Consider the following 16249-nt stretch of genomic DNA (forward strand, 5'->3'; position numbering starts at 1 on the left):
TCGCGTTCGCCCGCCGCGTGCTCGCCCCCGTTCCTCAGCGATGCGATACGATTTTCCCGCCCGCCCGGAAATCACAGCCCAATGATTGACAGGCAACTACTCCGCGACGAACCGGAGCGAGTTCGCGACGCGCTCGCCGCCCGAAACATGGAGGACGTGGACATCGACCGCGTCCTCGACGTGTACGACGAGTGGCGCTCGCTGAAGGCCGAGGGCGACGACCTCCGCCACGAGCGCAACGAGGTCAGCCAGCGGATCGGCCAGCTGAAACAGGAGGGCAAAGACGAGGAGGCGCAGGAAGCCATCGACCGCTCGGGCGAACTCAAAGAGGAGCTTCAGGAGCTCGAAGCCCGCGCCGACGAGCTCGAAGCGGAACTCGACGAGGCGCTCATGGAGCTGCCGAACCTCCCCCACGAGTCGGTTCCCGTCGGCGCTGACGAGGACGACAACGAGGAGGTCCGCCGCGTCGGCTTCGACGACCTGCGCGAGCTCCCCGACGAGGTGACGCCGCACTACGACCTCGGCGAGGAACTCGACATCATCGACGAGGGTCGCGCGGCCAAGACCACCGGCTCGGGCTTCTACTTCCTGAAAGGCGAGGGCGCGATGCTCGAACACGCGCTCGTGCAGTTCATGCTCGACGTGCACCGCGAACAGGAGTACGTCGACCTGTTCCCACCGATTCCGGTCAAGACCACCTCGATGGAGGGCACCGGTCAGCTCCCGAAGTTCGCGGAGGACGCCTACCGTATCGGCGGCGCGGAGACCGAGAACTACGACGACGACGACCTGTGGCTCTGTCCCACCGCGGAGGTGCCGGTGACGAACATGTACCGCGACGAGATTCTGCTGAAGGACGACCTCCCGCTGAAGCATCAGGCGTACACGCCGAACTTCCGGCGCGAGGCGGGCGAACACGGCACCGAGACCCGCGGTATCGTCCGCGTCCACCAGTTCAACAAGGTCGAACTCGTCAACTTCGTCGAACCCGACGAGTCGTACGACCGGCTCGAAGCCCTCGTCGACGAAGCTGCCGAAGTGCTCGACCGCCTCGGCCTGCCGTACCGCGTGCTCTCGCTCTGTACGGGTGACCTCACCTTCGCGTCGGCGAAGACCTACGACCTCGAAGTGTGGGCCCCCGGCACGGAGTCCGAGGACGCCCCCGAACAGGGCGGCCGCTGGCTGGAAGTGTCGTCGGCCTCGAACTTCGAGGACTTCCAGGCGCGCCGCGCGGGCCTCCGCTACCGCCCCGAGCGCCACGAGTCGGCGGAGTACCTCCACACGCTCAACGCGTCGGGCACGGCCGTCGGCCGCGTGATGGTCGCGCTGCTCGAATACTACCAAAACGAGGACGGCACGGTCGACGTGCCCGAACCCCTCCAGCCCTACATGGGCGGCCGCGAGGTCATCGAGGGTCACGAGCCCGTCGGCGAGGCCGCCGTCGGTGCTGGCAAGAAAGACTGACCGTCTGACGCGCCGCGACCCGAGTTCTCCGGTTTCCAGCGACGCCCCGTCAGTTCGCCGTCGAGGATTTGACGAACGTCTTCAGCTCCGAGAGCTTCCCGTCGCGCGCTCGAAACCGGTCGAGAAAGACGAACAGCTCGTCGCCATCGCCGTCTTCGAGGTGGCCGCGGACGACGATTTCGTCGTCGGACTTCGACTGGATGTAGCGCTCGATGACGTGTCGCGTGTCCTTCTGCGGCCGGTCGTCCCGCATGAACGTGACGAACTCCTCGCGCCCCGAGAGCGTCATGTCGCCGCGGTGCTGGACGAACTCCGGTTCGAGGAGGTTCCGAAGCATGTCGTATCCGTGGTGGTCGAGCGCCGTGTAGTACTGCCGGGCCAGATACGTCGCGTCGGGGTGCACGCTCTGTCTTCGTCGGCGGGCGGGAAGAATCCGACGCCGGCTCCGATGCCGGACGCTTCGACCGAGGCCACGGCGTTCGGGACGCTTTTCTCCGCCAGCCGCGTACCGCGGCTGTGGACCTGCACGTTCGATACGAGGGCGACGACGACCCGAAGAAGTGCACGGCGAAGAAGCTCGAACGCTTCGACATGGCCGTCCTCCACGGCTCCGACCGCGAGACCCCCTACGGCGTCGTGCTCAACCCGCACGCCGACAGGGCGCTGTCACCGGCCGACGCCGACACCGGCGCGCTCGTCGCGCTCGACTGCTCGTGGGAGTCGGCCGGCGAGGCCATGTTCTCGCTCCCCGGCGAGCACCGCGCGCTCCCGTATCTCGTCGCCGCCAACCCCGTGAACTTCGGCCGCCCGATGCAGCTGACGACGGTCGAGGCGATAGCCGCCGCGCTCGTCATCTTCGGGGAGACGGGGCGCGCCGAAGACGTGCTCTCGAAGTTCAACTGGGGCCACACGTTCCTCGAACTCAACGAGGAGCCGCTGCGCCGGTACTCGGAGTGCGCGGACTCGACCGAGGTCGTCGAGATTCAACGGGAGTACCTCGAACGCGGCGAGTAGGGCTTTCGGCGTCGACGCGTCTCAGCTTTTCACCCACGCGCCGACGGCTCCGGCGATGGCGCTGTCGATGGCGAAGATGAGCGTCAGCACGACGCCCGCGACGAGGACGCCGACGCCGCCGAGGAGGCCGCCCAGCGGCCCGCCGGCGAGTCCGAGCAGACTCCCGAGGAGCGCCGCGAAGAGCGTTACGACGATACCCGAGATGGAACCCGCGACGAGGCCGTTCCACGCGCCGTTACCGAGCGTGCCGCCCGCGAGATAGCCCGCCGCGAAGCCACCGAGCAGGCCCGCGCCGATTTGGCCGACGACGGGGAGCGCCAGCCCGCCCGTGCCGACGACGACGATGACGACGAAGCCGACGGCGACAGCTTTCCAGTCAGTCATGCGTCGAGGTAGGCCGCGGGCGGGCAAGAACTTCGTGGCGGCCCGGTGGGGAACGTCCGGCCGTCCGCGTCTCCGCATCCCCGCGCCGACCCCCTGCGACCCCTTCGCTTCCGCTCGAACCGTGCGGGAGACCTGCACGGCGAATCCCCCGCTCGAAGCGCCGAACCCCAAACGGACGCGCTTTTACGGCTCGGCCATGTAGCGGACTGCAATGATTTTCGAGTCGCTCCCGACCACGCCCCGGTCGGACGAACTCATCGACAAGGCCTTCTCGCGGGCCGCGCGCACGGGGCGAGCGAAGCAGAACAAGTTGGAGGCTCAGCAGTCGATGCTCCAGACGGCGTCGAACATCCTCTCGGACAACCTCGAAAACGTCGTCGTCGAGTGGCCCGACTTCGAGACGGTCGACTCCTTCTACTACGAACTCGCCGACGCCATCGTCGACGTCGACGAGGTCCGAAAGAGCCTCTCGGAAGTGATGTGGGCCTCCCGGCAGGTCGACAACATCGCCCGCGAGTACCAGCCGAAGCTCCGCAAGACCGACGCGGACCTCGCGCGCAAGCACCGAAAGCAGGCGTTCGCCCGCATGGCGAGCGTCGTCGAGGAGGTCGAAGACGATCTGCTCCGCATCGGCGAGGCGCGCGACGCCCTGAAGGACCTCCCCGACATCCGCCCGGACGAACCGGCAATCGTCGTCGCCGGCTACCCGAACGTCGGCAAGTCCTCGTTCGTCAACGACGTGACCCGCGCGTCGAACGAAATCGCCCGCTACCCCTTCACCACGAAGGGCGTCCAAATCGGGCACTTCGACCGCGACCGCATCCGCTACCAGATTATCGACACGCCGGGGCTGCTCGACCGCCCGGAAGACGAGCGCAACGACATCGAACGACAGGCCGTGAGCGCCCTCGAACACCTCGCGGACGCCGTCCTCTTCGTCGCCGACGCCAGCGGGGCGTGCGGCTACCCCATCGAGTCCCAGCTCGAACTCCGCGACGCCGTGAAGGCGCGCTTCGAGGAGCGCGACATCCCGGTGCTCACCGTCTGTAACAAGAGCGACCGCTCGACCGACATGGACGCGGACCTCTACATGAGCGTCGAGACGGGGGAGAACGTCGAGGCCGTCCTCGACGCCGCGGTCGAGGCCATCGGGTTCGAGCCCGACATCCCGCCGTCGCGCAACGAGTAAGCGCCTCGGTTTTCCGGTGCTGTCGTTTTCGTCACGCCGCCACGCCCGGAGAGCCGCGGCTACGCGATGAGTGTCGGAGAAAGAGGACGCGGGGAGGGTCGAACCGCGAGTTCGGTCAGCGGGGCGCGGGCGCTTACTCGGCTTCGTAGACCATCTGGACGGTCGCCGAGATGGTCACGGGGCCGGGCGAGAGTTCGGTCGACCCGGAGGACCCGCGGGCGGCGTCCTCGGCGTAGGCGACCGGGTACGGGCCGGGCGAGGCGCTGCCGCCGACGGTGGCGGTGTGGACGCCCGCGACGGTCAGGCCCGAGGCGCTGGCGACCGCGTCGGCGTCGGCCTTCGCGGAGTCGACGGCGCGGTTCAGGGCCTCTTCGCGGAGTTCGGCGCGCTTCTCGTCGGTGAGCGTGAAGGCGACGCCGCGGATTTCGCTGGCACCGGCACCGACCGCGAGGTCGATGACTTCGCCGGCGCGGTCGGGAGCGACCTCGACGCGGAGGGTGTGGGCGGCGCGGTAGCCGAGGAGTTCGCGTTCCTGACCGCTGTAATCGTACTCAGGGTAGATGTTGAAGCCGGTCGTCTGGACGGCGTCCTCGGCGATGCCGGCGTCGGTGAGGGCGTCGCGGACGGCGGCCACGTCGTCGGCGACGGTGCCGCGGGCCTCGTCGGCCGAGTCCGCGGTGGTCGTCACGGCGATGGAGACCACGGCGAGGTCGGCGTCGGCGGTTACTTCGCCGGTGCCGGTCGTGGAGATGGTCGTCGCGTTCGTCGCGTTTATCGCGTCTGCGCCCCCGTCGGCGGTCGTCTGCAAGGGTGCCGAGAGGCAGCCCGCGAGGAGGACGAGGCCGACGAGGAATATCGGAGCAATCGTGCGTCGTTGCATACCCATCGTACGTCGGTTCAGCTATTCAAGCCGCGCTAGAGACAAAGAGCGATTGTAGCCTTCGAAACGCGTGCCAACCCCCGGCAGCGAACTACTCCACGACGGCGACGTAGCGGACTTCGACGTCGATTTCGCTCGCCCCCCACGGCGACAGCGGTTCGGGGGCGACGGCGTTCACCCGCCTCGTGAGTTCGCGCTCGACCATCGGCGGGTCGGAGGCCGGGTCGTAGCCGACGGTCACGACGATTCCCTCCGGTTCTTGCAGCGGCCCGCTGTCGTACCGCAGTTCCATCGACAGCAGGCGGGCGTCGGTGTCCGACAGCGCGTCTTCGATGGCGTCGTGCGCCTCCGACTGGAAGTCGGCGTTCCGGTAGGTCGTGTAGGTGACCGCGCCGAGGAACGACGAGAGGACGAGCAGGCCGACCCCGATGACGGCGATGCGGAACAGGGCGGCCCGGCGGGCGTCGTCGCGGCGAATCCAGCGCTCCGGTCGGTAGCCCTGCTGCCAGAGGACGCCGATGGCGACGAAGTTGACCGAGAGGATGTTGACGAGGACGAGGATGGCCGAGCCGACGACGGCCTCGGGCGCGCCCCACGCGATGCCGATGCCGACGACGGCGGTCGGCGGGACCAACGCGGCGGCTATCATGACGCCGACGAGCGCGGTCGAGACGCCGGAGGAAAGCGAAATCGCGCCCGCTGCCCCCGCGCCGAGCGCGATGACGAGCGACAGCACGTCGGGCGCGAGGCGCTCGTCCACCTCGGGAATCGACAGCACCTCGGCCGGTGACAGCGGGACCGCCCCGGTCTGTTTGAGCAGGAAGGCGAAGACGGCGGCCGCGCCGACCGCGAGGACGCCGCCGAGCGCTTGCAGTCGAACCCCGCGGGCGAACATCTCGTCGTCGTCGACGACGGTGCCGACGCTCGCGGACATCGCGGGACCGACGAGCGGGGCGATAACCATCGAGCCGACGACCACGGCCGGCGAGTCGAGGAGCAGGCCCGCGGTGGCGACGAGCGCCGAGATGACCGTCATGAGCACGTACGTCGACACCGACGGCGCGAGGTCGGCGGCCTTCGAGGCCAACTCCTCGCGGGCGATGCGGTCGCCGTTCTCGTCGTCTTCCTCGTACTGCTCGCGCAGTTGGTCGAACCGCTTCGAGGCGACCGTCTCGGCCGCGACGACCACGGTGTAGGCGTCGCGCTCGACGCCCGCCTCGCGGAGCCGCGCCAACACCGGCTCGACGGCCTCCTTCGGGACCGGGAAGGTGACGACGGCGACGAAGCCGCGGCCGGAGGTCTCCTCGGAGACGGCGTAGTCGACGCCCTCCTCGTCGAGCGTCCGCAGGACGGCCTCGCGCTTGCCGGTCGGCACCAACACCTGTACGAGTCGCACGGCCTCACGTCGGCCCGGGCGGTGAAATAAGCAGGGGCTCGGCTACTCGTCGGACACGTCCGACTCGTCGCGCAACCGCCGGAGGACCGGCATCTCGTCGAGGCGTTCGTCGGGGAGCGCGTCCCAGTCGATGCCCGTGGGTCTCGGATACGGGGTTTCGGTTCGGACCAGCCGTTCGGGAGTGACGACGAGGTCCATCGGCACGTCGTGGGCGTCCGGCTCGGGCAGGTCGTCGCGGACCTGTCGCTCGTGGACCGTCGTCGCCACGGTCGTCTCCGCGGAGACGGCACCCAGCCCTCGCAACACCGCGTATTCGAGGTCGCTGAACCCCTCGCCCTTCCCGACGCGAGCGCCCGCCTCGGAGACGGCGACCGACCCCGAGACGACGAGGTCGATGGGCGGCAGCGCGTCGGGGCCGACCGTGTCGGCGTAGGTCTCGACGTGCGAGACGGTCGGCGCGCTGTCGAGTTCGTCGTCGTCGATGCGCGCGGGGTCGAGTTCGTAGAAACACTCCTCGTCGCGGAGCCGCGGCACGGCCATGTAGACGGTCTTGTCCTCGCGGAGCGCCCGCCGCCTGACGGGGAGTTGCGGCGCGTCCGGGTTGGCCTTCACCGCCTCGGCGTCGGCCCACTCGGGCGTCGCCGCGAGTCGCTCGGCGGCCGCCGTCGCGTCGTCGAAGTTCGGAATGCGGCCGTGCGGCGGGAAGGGGAACCGGGCCGCGCCCGACGATTCGAGGTCGTCCCACACCGTCGTTCGGAGCGTCGCTTTGTCCATCGCGTCGCCGTCGCGTACTCGCGCCGGAAAGATAGCTCCCCCGTTCCCCCGTTCGGTCCGCGAGCGACTCCCGCCGTCGCGCGGTCGGGCGGTCGGTCGGCAGGTCAGGCGGTCGGTCGGGGCGCTACGAGAGGTCGGCCGCCGACTGCGACAAGAGCACTTTCCGGAGGACGGTGTCGGCCCCGCGGCGGACGCGCTCGGAGGCGGCCTGCGGGCTGATTCCGAGTCGGTCGGCCACCTCGTTGAGCGTGGTTCGCCGCGGAACCTCGAAGTACCCCTCGGAGACGGCGGTGACGAGCGCCTCCTGTTGTTCGTCGGTGATGTCGAAGTTGTAGACGCCCGGTTCGCCCTCCGCGAGGGTGTAGATGCGCTCGACGTGGAACTCGATGGCCTCGTCCTGACAGCGGTTGTGGAACTCGGTGAGCGCCGCGTGGTCGTTGAATCGGAGGCGGAACAGCCACGGGTCGTTGCCGTGGGCTTCGAGAATCGTCGCCTCGCTGTCGGTGAGAACCCGGGTCAGACTCGACGTGGACTCTCCCCAGTTGACCTTGTACAGCACCCGGTCTTCGACGCGGGCGACGGCCGCCAAATCCTCGACGAGTCGGTCGTCTCGGATGACGCGCTCGAACGCCTCGAAGTCCGTGCCGTGGGCCCAGAAGAACGGCATGACCTCACCGCCGGTCGGGACGACGCGCTCTAACTCGAGGTGGACGCCGTTCGACACGGCGGTGACTCTCCCGAGGTCGAAGCTCTCCGAGTCAATCGTCAACTCGACGATTACGGCCATTTCTGGCTCTCATTTAGCAGCCGCTGTATTGAACACCTATGTCATCCGAAAGTCACGACCGCCCCCGGAGGTGGCGTTCGGACACCGGGACGCGCTCGTGTTCGGCAGGATTTCGGCCGATAACGTTCGTGTGTGACCGCAGCTCACTCGGACGCGCGCCCCATCGATTTCCCGGATGCACTACTTCAATGACCGGACTGTGAAAGCAGAAAGAGAATGCTGGCTTGCTAGCTATGACCCCTCGGGGGACGTAGTTGTGAACGCACACAGACACCGACAGCCGTACGCCGCCCGACAGCGCCGTGGTGGTGCAGCCGCGTACGGGCGTGTGACTGACGAGCCGCGCTCTCGACGGTACCGGTATCGGGTGGTGTTCGCCGGGTGCCCGGAGCGGGGCCTGTCAGCGACTCGCGGAAGCCGCGTTATCTCGGCGTCTCGCGCCCGTCGCGCGACGCTCGTTCGGATTCGACGGGGGGTGCGCCGATGGTAGCCACAGCGTCCCCCCGCCTCGACGAGGCGTTCGACGCCCTCGGAAACGTCCATCGGCGACGGTTGCTGTTGGGCCTGCGCCGACGGCGACGCGCGCGCCTCGACGCGGCAACGCGGGACGCGGCCGTTGGTGGCGGCCGCGACCGCGACCGACTGAAGCTGGAACTGTTCCACGTTCACCTGCCGAAGCTCGCTGACGCCGGCTTCGTCGACTGGAACCGTCGTCGCGGTTCCGTCGCGTGCGGCCCTCGGTTCGACGAAATCGAGCCGCTGCTGCGATTTCTCGACGAGCACGCCGGCGAGCCATCGCTCGGCGGCTGTGACTGACGCGGCCGCCGCATTCACGCGTCGTCGGTGAGTCGCTGTGGGGGCGACTCGCCCGGAGACGTGATTTTTTTCGACGCCGACGCCGCGAACCGGCGGGTCCGTTCCGCCCACCTTATCCGTCGCGGTGGCGAACCACCGGTATGTTCGAAGACCGACCGGACCGCGACGAAATCGTCCTCGTCGGGCGGTCGAACGTGGGGAAGTCGACGCTGATGCGAGAGCTGACGGGTCACAGCAAGTTCACGACGGGCAAGAAGCCCGGCGTCACCCGCAAGCCCAACCACTTCGACTGGAACGCGGAGAGTTTCATGTTCACCGACCTCCCCGGGTTCGGCTTCATGTCCGGCGTCGACCGCGACACCCGCGAGGCCATCAAGACCGACGTGGTTCAGTACATCGAGGAGCACGCCGACGACATCCTCGCGGCGGTGCTGGTCGTCGACGGGAAAAGCGTCATCGACATCATCGACCGCCACACCACCGAGGACTCCATCCCCCACGACGTGGAGCTGTTCTTCTTCCTCGACGAACTCGACATCCCGACCGTGGTCGCGGTCAACAAGATGGACAAGGTCGACGACCGCGACGAGCGCCTGAACGACCTCTGTGACCGCCTCGGGCTGTTCCCGCCGTGGAAGCAGTGGCGGAACGTCATCGCGCCCATCACGGCCAAGCGCGGCGACATCTCCCACCTCGAAGAGGCCCTGCGGTCGCACCTCCACGAGCAGGGCCGCGACGACCTGTTCAAGTTCCTCTGAGCGAGGCGCTGACGCGCCGACATCTCGACCCGTCGTCCCGCGAACTCACGCCACCCGGTTCGTGAGCGGGTCGCCGGCGGCTATCTTCTCGACGTTCTCTCCAACGAGCGCCGCGATGTCCTCGTGGTACTTCCCCGTCGCGGCGCTCGCGTGCGGCGTGACGAGCACCTCGTCGAACTCCCACAGCGACGACTCCGCGGGCAGCGGTTCCGTCTCGAACACGTCGAGCGCCGCGCCCGCGATGTCGCCGCAGTCGAGCGCCGCCGCGAGGTCGTCTTCGTCGACGACCGGCCCGCGCGCGACGTTCACGAGGTAAGCGTCCTCGCGCATCGCGTCGAGTTCCGGCGCGGCGACCATGCCCTCGGTCTCCGCGGTCAGCGGCATCGCCAGCACGACGAATCGGGCGTCGGCGACGGCCTCGTGCAGCCGGTCGGGGGTGAACACCGTCGAGACGTTTTCCACGGGGTCGCCGGAGCGCCGGACGCCGACGACCTCCATGCCGAGGGCGGCCGCGCGGTCGACGACGCCCCGGCCGAGCGTGCCGAGGCCGACGACGCAGACGCGCTCGCCGTCGAGGGTGAAGGGCTCCGTGTAGCGCGGCAGGTCCCACTCGCGGTCGCGCTGGGCGTCGCGGTAGGCGTGGAGGCGGCGGGCGAGCGTCAGCATGTAGCCGACGACCGTCTCGCCCACCGTCGTCCCGTGGACGCCGGTGCTGTTCGTGAGGGCCGTGCCGGCCGCCTCGTAGTCGGAGACGGGGAACTCGTCGTAGCCGGCGCGGACGCAGTGGACCCAGTCGGCGTCGACGAAGGCGTCTCTGTGGCCGAACGTGGCGACCGCGTCGCCCGGTCCGAACTCCTCGTCGTCGCCGACGCGCTCGACGGGCACGCCGCGGCCCGAAAGCGCCTCGACGAACAGCCCCGGGGGCATCGTCCGACCGACCGACTCGTCGACCGCGATGCGTTCGATGTGCATGGCCGAGAGGTCGCGGCGGCTCACGAAGGACGTTGCGGCTTCGGCGTCGGTGTCCGGTTTTCGGGTGTCCGACGAGAGCCCGTTCGGTCCCAGCAGGTGGCCCGGTTCGCGAGAAGCGCGGACGCGACGCTCCGGGGCAACGAGATTCGGAGCGACAGAGCGACGGGTCGTCAGTAGTTGGTGGCTCGGATGAAATCTATCATCACAAGGGGCTGAGTGGGGGTAACCTTCGTCATCGCCACCGAGTCGGAGTCCGGGTCGGACGCTCAAGAATCCACCCTTTTGCCCCCGCCGGCAGTGGTCCCGGCGGTTCCCGGAACCCCGCACTCCCGACTCAGTCGTCCCACGCCGCCAGCGCGGCGTGTTCGGCCGCGACCGCGCCGATTTCGTCCGCGTCCAACACGCCCGATTCGGTGACGACACCCGAGAGCAGGTCCGCGGGGACGACCTCGAAAAGCGGGTTTGCGGTCTCGATGGCGGCCTCGCCGTCGTATCGGTCTCCGGCCTCCTCGCCGACGAACTGGTCGTCGCCGCGGACCTTGTCGCGGGCGCAGACGGCGAACACGGGCACGTCGGCGCGGGCGGCCGCGAGCGCGACGGGGAGGCTTCCGACCTTGTTGACGACGCCGCCGGACGCGAGCACCGAGTCGGCTCCGAGTAAGACGGCGTCGACTTCGCCGGCCGCGACGAGTCCGGGGAGCGCCGCGTCGGTGGTCAGCGTCACGTCCCGCCCGTCGCGGGCGAGTCGTTCCGCGACGCCGACGCCCTCGCCGCCGGGTCGGGATTCGGAGACGAGGACGGCGACTGCGGCGGCCTCGGCGGCTTCGAGCGCCGCGAGGACGGTCCCCGACCGCGAGAGCGTGGCGAGCCGGTCGACCCCGCGCTCTCTGATGAGTTCGGCGGCGCGAGTGGCTGCCGCGTCGTCGGCTTCGGCGGCGGTGTCGATGGCCGCCTCGGCGCGTCGGCGGACCGATTCGGGGTCGGAATCCGATTCCGCTATGACGCGATTGACGCGGTTCTCGACGGCGGCCATGCTCGGGCGGGCGTCGCGGAGTCGCCGGGTGACCGACGCGACCGCCTCCAACGAGTCCGCCTCGGCGGCGGCGTCGCGAAGCACCTCCAGCGCCCGGAGCGAAATCCACGCCGAGCCGTGGGTCTCGTCGCCGGCGACGGTCTCGACCGCGGGCGCGACCCGGCGGTAGGTCGCCCAGAGTCCGGGGACCGTCTCGCGGTCCCGCATCTCGGTCGGGTGGACCCACTCGACCGCGGCGAGTTCCTCGTTGGTGTCGATATCGCGGCTCTCGGCGTCGAACAGGAACGGGTGGACGGTCCACTCGCGGCCCTCGTCGGTGACCGTGAGGGGTTCCCCAGCACGGACGAACTCGGCGTCGGTCTCGCGAACGCCGACCTCCTCGGCGAGTTCGCGCCGGGCGTCGCGCTCGGCGTCTTCGGGGTCGCCCTCGACGTAGCCGGAGACGCCGGCCCAGCGGCCCTGATACGTTCCGACGGCGTCGCTCCGGCGGGCGAGGAGGACGCGGCCGCCGTGTCGGAGGAAGACGGTGACGACGTGTGGCATATCGTGACTTACGTTCGCGACTGACAAAACGACTATTCAGGCCGGTCGCGTGGTGTCGGTATGCGACTCGCCATCCTGAGCGATACGCACGTTCCGGGGCGGGCCGACGGGATTCCCTCGTGGGTCGAAGCCAGGGTCCGCGAGGCCGACCTCGTGATTCACGCGGGCGACTTCGACTCGCCGGCCACGCTCGACCGCCTCCGCGACCTCTCGGCGCGGTTCGTCGGCGTCCGCGGGAACGTCGACCCGCCGGGCATCGACCTCCCGTTCGTCGAGGTCGCGGAGATCGGCGGCGTCACGTTCGTCGTCACCCACGGCACGGGCACGAGAACGGGCTACGAGTCCCGCGTCGCCGACGCGGTCAGAGACGCCGCGGGAACCGACGCGGTCGGCGTCGCGGGCCACATCCACGAGGTGGTCGACGAGACGGTCGACGGCGTCCGCGTCCTCAATCCGGGCACCGCGACGGCGGCGAATCCGGGCGACGACGCGACGATGATGGTCGGCACGGTCACCGACGGCTCGGTGTCGGTCGAGGTCGTCCGCGACGACTGAGGTCGGCGCGTCGTCGCGCTGTCTCGCAGCCGAGCCGCTTCCGGTCGCCCGCCTGCGATACCGGCCCGGTTCGCCAGCATCCCGTCGTTTTTCACCGCCCTCGCCCTCCGAAGCGGTATGGAGCTGTTTCCCGTCTCCGGCGTGCCCGAGATTCGCGAGGGCGACGACCTCGCCGCCCTCGTCTCCGAGCGCGTCGACCTCCGGCCCGACGACGTGGTTTGTGTCGCCTCCACCGTCGTCTCGAAGGCCGAAGGGCGGTTCGCGGACCTCGACGACTTCCCGGCCGGTCCGCGGGCGCGCGAACTCGCCGCCCGCCTCGCCGAACTGACCGGCGACGAGAAGGACCCGCGGTTCGCGCAGGCGGTCCTCGAAGAGAGCGTCGACCTCGTCATGTCGGAGCCGTTTCTCCTGACGGAGACGCGGTTCGGCCACGTCGGCGTCAACGCCGGCATCGACCGCTCGAACGTCCCCGACCACGACCTGCTGTTGCTCCCGAAGCGCCCGAGCGAGTCGGCAGAGCGCATCCGCGCCGGCGTCGACGCCGACCGGGTAATCGTCACCGACACCTGCGGCCGGCCGTTCCGACACGGCCAGCGCGGCGTCGCCATCGGCTGGGCGGGGCTGAGCGCCTCGCGCGACTGGCGCGGCGAGGCCGACCGCGACGGCCGCGAACTCGGCGTCACCGTCGAGAGCGTCGTGGACGAACTCGCCGCGGCCGCCAACCTCGTGCAGGGCGAGGGCGACGGCGGCACGCCCGTCGTCGTCGTCCGCGACTTCGAGTGGGGCGACCACGGCGAAAGCGACGCCCACTTCCGCGACATCGACGGCGACTTCGTGCGACAGGCGCTCCGCGAGTGGCGCTACGACCCCTGACGACTCGCGTCACCATTCCACGCACACACCGCGCTCACACTACATTCACACCATGCTCGGACTCGAACTCACCCCGGAACATCCCGTCGACGACCTCGTCGAACTGGGCGCGCAGGCGGAACGCGAGGGCTACGACTCGTGTTTCGTCTCGTGTCACTACAACAACCGCGACCCCTTCGCGGTCCTCGCGCGACTCGCGGCCGAGACCGACGACATCCGCCTCGGCCCCGGCGTCGCCAACCCCTACGAGCTACACCCCGTGACGCTCGCCGGCAAAGTGGCGACCGTCGCTGAAGCCTCGGGCGGTCGCGGCCTGCTCGGCATCGGCCCGGGGGACCCCTCGACGCTCCGCAACCTCGGCCTCGAAGACGAGCGCGGCCTCCGCTCCGTGCTTGAGGCGTTCAAGGTCGCACAGCAACTCTGGGACGGCGAGCGCGTCAGCCACGACGGCACGTTCGAGGCGGCCGACGCCGGCCTCAACTTCGACGTGCCCGGCGAGGTGCCGGTGTACGTCGGCGGCGAGGGCCCGCACATGTGCCGCATGGCCGGCAAGCACGCCGACGGCCTGCTGTTCAACGGCTCGCACCCCGACGACCTCGCGTGGGCCAGAGAACAGGTCGATATGGGCGTCGAGGACCGCCCCGACCCCCGCGGCGAGTTCACCCTCGCCGCCTACGCCAGCGTCTCCGTCTCGGAGGACGCGGACGCGGCCCGCGAGGCCGCCCGCCCGCCGGTCGCCTTCATCGCCGCGGGGGCGGCCCCGCCGGTCCTCGACAGACACGGCATCGACGCCGACCGCGCGAGCGACATCGGTGAGAAGATTTCCGCTGGCGACTTCTCCGAGGCGTTCGGCCTCGTCACGCCGGCGATGATAGACGCCTTCTCGATGGCCGGCACGCCCGACGACGTTGCCGACCGGATGGACGCGGTGCTCGAACACGCCGACGGCGTCGTGGTCGGGTCGCCGGTCGGCCCCGACCTCGAAGAAGCGATTACTCTCGCTGCGGCGGCCTACCGCTCGACGAACCGACGCCGATGATGCCGAGTTCCGCGCCGAGTGCGCCGAGGGCGACGTAGGCGAACGCGCCGACCGAGACGACCATTACGGCACCCCCGGTGAGGATGAGAAACGGCGACAGGATATCGCTCGTCGCCACGCTCGCGAAGTTGAACACCAACTCGATGAGGCTCTGCAGAATCGCGATGACGAAGTCCGTCAGTGTTGCCATGCGCCACTCTCGGGATTCGGAGGTATTTATTGTGTGGGTTTCGCACGGCGTGCCTCCCGCCGTGTGAGTCCCCGATGGCTCGCGGTTCACGGCGTCGGTCGGCATCGATAAGGACCGCGGCCACGGACGCTGAGTCATGCCGAACCGCTCGCTCGACGACTTCGCCGGCAGTGACGACGGACCGGCCGACGAACCCGATTCAGCCGACACTCTCGATTCAGCCGACGGCCCCGAACTGACTGACACCGCGACTCCGGGCAATGAACCGACCCCGGCCACCGAATCGGCTACTGCCGGCAACGCCGACGATTCCGACGCTGACGATGCTTCCGACCCCGCCGATTCCGACGCCGACGACTCCGACGCACCCGATGTGAGCACGCTCGCCACCTACCGATGGACCCCTGAAGCCACGGCCTGCCCGCAGTGCGGCGAGTCGGTACAAAAGCGGTGGCTCGACGGCGACGAGTACGTCTGTCTCGATTGCAAGGACTGGTAGCGGCCGGCCGAGCCATCGCTGTACCTATTCAGTAACTATCTCCGCACGAGCTACCGCGCCACTTCGCACGACTGCGACGGGATGGCTCGGCAACGTTGCTCTCGTCGAGTCCCTACCCGAGTCGGCCGCTCCGCCGGCCGAACCCGCGGACGAACGTCGCCTCGTCGATGGCGAGCACCGTGGGCCGGCCGTGCGGGCAGGTGTAGGGCGTCTCGCACGACCCGAGTCGCTCGACCAGTCTGGCGGCCTCGTCGTCGGTGAGGTCGTCGCCGGCTTTGATGGACGGGTGGCACGCGAGGTCTTTCAGCAGTTCGTCCCGCGGGTCGGCGTCGTCGCCGGCGGCGATGTCGGCCACCACGTCCGCGAGCGCGTCCGGGGCGAACGGGCGACCGAGCGGTGCCGGGACCGCTTCGACGCGGTACGTTCCGGTTCCGCCCCCCTCTCCGAACTCGACGACGCGGAAGCCCAGCTTTTCGACGAGGTCGCGGTTCGCGTCGAGGAGCGCCGCGTCGGCCGGCGACAGCGAGACGGTCGCCGGCGGGTCGACGGCGACCGAGTCGACGCCCGCCGATTCGACCGCCCGGCGGAGTCGCTCGTAGTTGATGCGCTCGTGGGCCGCGTGTTGGTCGACGACGAGGAGTTCGTCGTCGGCCTCACAGAGCAGGTACAGGCCGCGGAAGCGCCCGATGACGCGGAGGTCGTCGAACACCGACGCGGCCTCGACGGGCGCGAGCGAGCTATCGAGGTCCATCGCCACCTCGCCGCTCCGCCGGAGGTCGGCCGTCGAGAGCGCGTCGCGGACGCTCGCTTCGACCGCCTCGGCGACCGCGTCGGCGTCTCTGAAGCCCACCTCGTCCTTCGCGGGGTGGACGTTGTGGTCGACCCACGCGGGCGGCAGACGGAGTCGGACGACCCCGACCGGTTCGCGCCCGTCGGGGAGGAGTGTCCCGTAGCCGTCGGAGACCGCCCGGCGGAGTCGCGGTTCGGCGAGCGCGCGGCCGTTGACCGAGACGTGGACGTGGTCGCGCCGGGAGCGCGTCACCTCCGGGTGACAGAGCGCGCCGTCGACCTCGACCGCGGCCG

The 16249-nt window shown here is 69.6% G+C and carries 18 protein-coding genes and 1 pseudogene; 9 read left to right on the forward strand and 10 right to left on the reverse strand.

Features of this window, described 5'->3' with window-relative positions; all coding sequences use genetic code 11:
- The first annotated feature begins 81 nt into the window (after positions 1-81).
- Positions 82-1464: a serine--tRNA ligase gene (serS, locus tag C458_RS08575; RefSeq protein ID WP_008574884.1), complete on the forward strand. Its 1383-nt coding sequence runs from the start codon at positions 82-84 to the stop codon at positions 1462-1464.
- Positions 1465-1513: 49 nt separating this feature from the next.
- On the opposite strand, the gene C458_RS08580 is transcribed toward serS, so the two are convergent.
- Positions 1514-1867 carry a nuclear transport factor 2 family protein gene (locus C458_RS08580; protein ID WP_004041801.1) on the reverse strand — a complete coding sequence of 118 codons (354 nt, stop codon included), beginning with the start codon at positions 1865-1867 and terminating at the stop codon, positions 1514-1516.
- 113 nt (positions 1868-1980) lie between these two features.
- Between C458_RS08580 and C458_RS08585 the strand changes: the two genes are divergently transcribed.
- Entirely contained in the window at positions 1981-2478 is a 498-nt protein-coding gene (locus C458_RS08585) for a DUF367 family protein (RefSeq protein ID WP_008574886.1), read from the forward strand.
- 21 nt (positions 2479-2499) lie between these two features.
- On the opposite strand, the gene C458_RS08590 is transcribed toward C458_RS08585, so the two are convergent.
- On the reverse strand, positions 2500-2862 hold the full coding sequence (locus C458_RS08590) for a DUF5518 domain-containing protein (RefSeq protein WP_008574888.1): 363 nt from the start codon (positions 2860-2862) through the stop codon (positions 2500-2502).
- Between the two features lie 211 nt (positions 2863-3073).
- Here C458_RS08590 and C458_RS08595 point away from each other — a divergent pair, with 211 nt between their 5' ends.
- Positions 3074-4051 carry an NOG1 family protein gene (locus C458_RS08595; protein WP_008574890.1) on the forward strand — a complete coding sequence of 326 codons (978 nt, stop codon included), beginning with the start codon at positions 3074-3076 and terminating at the stop codon, positions 4049-4051.
- 133 nt (positions 4052-4184) lie between these two features.
- Here the strand turns inward: C458_RS08595 and C458_RS08600 are convergent, their stop codons facing one another.
- From C458_RS08600 to C458_RS08615, 4 genes are all read right to left on the reverse strand, one after another.
- Positions 4185-4931, reverse strand: coding sequence for an SIMPL domain-containing protein (locus tag C458_RS08600; RefSeq protein ID WP_008577862.1), 747 nt, complete (start codon positions 4929-4931; stop codon positions 4185-4187).
- A 91-nt stretch (positions 4932-5022) separates the two neighbouring features.
- A complete protein-coding gene (locus tag C458_RS08605; RefSeq protein ID WP_008577863.1) occupies positions 5023-6327 on the reverse strand; it encodes a TIGR00341 family protein in 1305 nt (434 codons plus the stop codon).
- Positions 6328-6369: 42 nt separating this feature from the next.
- Positions 6370-7101, reverse strand: a complete 732-nt coding sequence (locus C458_RS08610) for a 5-formyltetrahydrofolate cyclo-ligase (protein WP_008574896.1) — start codon at positions 7099-7101, stop codon at positions 6370-6372.
- A gap of 124 nt (positions 7102-7225) precedes the next feature.
- On the reverse strand, positions 7226-7888 hold the full coding sequence (locus C458_RS08615) for a helix-turn-helix domain-containing protein (protein ID WP_008574898.1): 663 nt from the start codon (positions 7886-7888) through the stop codon (positions 7226-7228).
- Between the two features lie 483 nt (positions 7889-8371).
- Between C458_RS08615 and C458_RS08620 the strand changes: the two genes are divergently transcribed.
- Positions 8372-8704, forward strand: a complete 333-nt coding sequence (locus tag C458_RS08620) for a hypothetical protein (RefSeq protein WP_008574900.1) — start codon at positions 8372-8374, stop codon at positions 8702-8704.
- Positions 8705-8844: 140 nt separating this feature from the next.
- On the forward strand, positions 8845-9462 hold the full coding sequence (gene engB, locus C458_RS08625; protein WP_008574902.1) for a GTP-binding protein EngB: 618 nt from the start codon (positions 8845-8847) through the stop codon (positions 9460-9462).
- A 45-nt stretch (positions 9463-9507) separates the two neighbouring features.
- On the opposite strand, the gene ddh is transcribed toward engB, so the two are convergent.
- Entirely contained in the window at positions 9508-10434 is a 927-nt protein-coding gene (gene ddh / locus C458_RS08630; protein ID WP_049896674.1) for a D-2-hydroxyacid dehydrogenase, read from the reverse strand.
- Positions 10435-10768: 334 nt separating this feature from the next.
- Positions 10769-12010 (reverse strand): NUDIX domain-containing protein, encoded by a 1242-nt coding sequence (locus C458_RS08635; RefSeq protein WP_008574906.1) that lies wholly within the window; start codon positions 12008-12010, stop codon positions 10769-10771.
- A 60-nt stretch (positions 12011-12070) separates the two neighbouring features.
- Between C458_RS08635 and C458_RS08640 the strand changes: the two genes are divergently transcribed.
- The 3 genes from C458_RS08640 (at position 12071) to C458_RS08650 (ending at position 14477) form a co-directional block, all read left to right on the forward strand.
- Complete coding sequence (locus C458_RS08640; RefSeq protein WP_008574908.1) at positions 12071-12565, forward strand: metallophosphoesterase family protein; 495 nt, start codon at positions 12071-12073, stop codon at positions 12563-12565.
- Positions 12566-12682: 117 nt separating this feature from the next.
- Complete coding sequence (locus C458_RS08645; protein ID WP_008574909.1) at positions 12683-13438, forward strand: coenzyme F420-0:L-glutamate ligase; 756 nt, start codon at positions 12683-12685, stop codon at positions 13436-13438.
- Between the two features lie 52 nt (positions 13439-13490).
- Positions 13491-14477: a 5,10-methylenetetrahydromethanopterin reductase gene (locus tag C458_RS08650; protein WP_008574910.1), complete on the forward strand. Its 987-nt coding sequence runs from the start codon at positions 13491-13493 to the stop codon at positions 14475-14477.
- Here the strand turns inward: C458_RS08650 and C458_RS08655 are convergent.
- Positions 14431-14667 carry a hypothetical protein gene (locus C458_RS08655; RefSeq protein WP_008574911.1) on the reverse strand — a complete coding sequence of 79 codons (237 nt, stop codon included), beginning with the start codon at positions 14665-14667 and terminating at the stop codon, positions 14431-14433. The two genes, C458_RS08650 and C458_RS08655, sit on opposite strands and share 47 nt — an antisense overlap.
- 136 nt (positions 14668-14803) lie before the next feature.
- Between C458_RS08655 and C458_RS08660 the strand changes: the two genes are divergently transcribed.
- Positions 14804-15166 (forward strand): zinc ribbon domain-containing protein, encoded by a 363-nt coding sequence (locus tag C458_RS08660; RefSeq protein ID WP_008574912.1) that lies wholly within the window; start codon positions 14804-14806, stop codon positions 15164-15166.
- 112 nt (positions 15167-15278) lie between these two features.
- Here the strand turns inward: C458_RS08660 and C458_RS08665 are convergent.
- Positions 15279-16249 (reverse strand): annotated as a pseudogene (locus tag C458_RS08665) (DNA mismatch repair protein MutL); the annotation flags it as partial.

It is taken from the genome of Haloferax sp. ATCC BAA-644 (assembly GCF_000336975.1).
In the GTDB taxonomy this organism is placed as follows: Archaea; Halobacteriota; Halobacteria; order Halobacteriales; family Haloferacaceae; genus Haloferax; species Haloferax volcanii.